At 37.2% G+C, this 1,195-nt stretch carries 1 protein-coding gene and 1 pseudogene; one reads left to right on the top strand and one right to left on the bottom strand.

Going from position 1 to position 1,195, the window contains the following annotated elements:
- Positions 1-140: 140 nt before the first annotated feature.
- Positions 141-668, bottom strand: a complete 528-nt coding sequence (locus KDK67_RS14115; RefSeq protein ID WP_250869480.1) for a DUF2162 domain-containing protein — start codon at positions 666-668, stop codon at positions 141-143.
- A gap of 394 nt (positions 669-1,062) precedes the next feature.
- Between KDK67_RS14115 and KDK67_RS14715 the strand changes: the two are divergent.
- Positions 1,063-1,195, top strand: a pseudogene (locus KDK67_RS14715) (IS1 family transposase); the annotation flags it as partial.

The raw sequence follows: 1,195 nt of genomic DNA, 5'->3' as shown, positions 1-1,195 counted from the left end.
AGTTCATTATCGATATTGATCATATGCGGGATTTAATACATGAGAAATTTATGGAGTGCTCATCAAAAATTAGCTTTGCAAAGAGATGGATTGAAAAGTTTCTTAGTGAAAAACAGAAGTCCAAAATGTTGGGTGTTTGACTATAGATAGTAGATACCAAGGATCATCATGATGTTACCGAGCGTTTCGGGGGTCTTGCCAAGTTTCTTGCAAAGCAGTGATGTTGACACGACCGAAATGAAAAAAACCACTCCCACAAGCAAGCCTATCAGAGTGCCACTCATATCGATGTATGATGCCAGCAGCATACAGGATATGAACAATGCCGTAAGGCAGACAGGACAGGGTAGGGAGATCACAAGGAATGTACGATGGGAAACATCACACCCACAGTTCCATTGTTTCTGGGTATAGATGCCTGCCCCGATCAGTAACAATGCAACCAGGACGTGGAGAGACATACCCATGCTCGCAATGATATCAAGGTTCGACTGGTCCACATATCCTATCAGACTCCCCAGAACGATGGACAAAATAAGATAACTGGAAGCCAATAGAAGAATGCTTTTCAGACTACGGTTCGAGAAGCCACAACCGATCCCGGTTTTTACACCAAAGAGCAAGATAGCCATCAGGATACCTACGACTGTGAGAATTACCATGTTCATTTAGTAACACCCATTGAGCATGGCGAACTAAATTCTGAAATGCATTCATTTATGACCAATATACCACCTTTTTTGCTTATAGTTAAGATATAATTTTTTGAAATTATATTCATATTGTAGCACAAACAATCTGAATTGTAGCAAGGAAACTTGTTATAGTATATAAGAGGTAGTATTTGGATTATAGAGGTAAGTCAAGTAGTGTATATACACAACGCAAATATAGAAAACATATAACCCGATTAGATAACGGTTGCAGTTTCATATTATCTTTTTAGAAAATATAATCATTGGATATTTTTAAGACAGTGTGTGTTTAGATTATTTGAGGATTTCTGGTAGTCCATCTATATTTAGTTGATATTATGTAATGTGAATCATATACATATATATCATGGGAAAACGGGGACCAAAACCAAAATTTAATGATGTTGCTTGTCCTAATGAAGACTGTGAATACTATGGCCTTACTGGAAAAGGTAATGTTGTAGGTAATGGAACTTATCAGATCAAAGGTAAACGTATTA

This window comes from Methanococcoides seepicolus (genome assembly GCF_023684405.1).
Classification (GTDB): domain Archaea; phylum Halobacteriota; class Methanosarcinia; order Methanosarcinales; family Methanosarcinaceae; genus Methanococcoides; species Methanococcoides seepicolus.
This window is presented reverse-complemented; position numbering and strand designations above follow the sequence as displayed.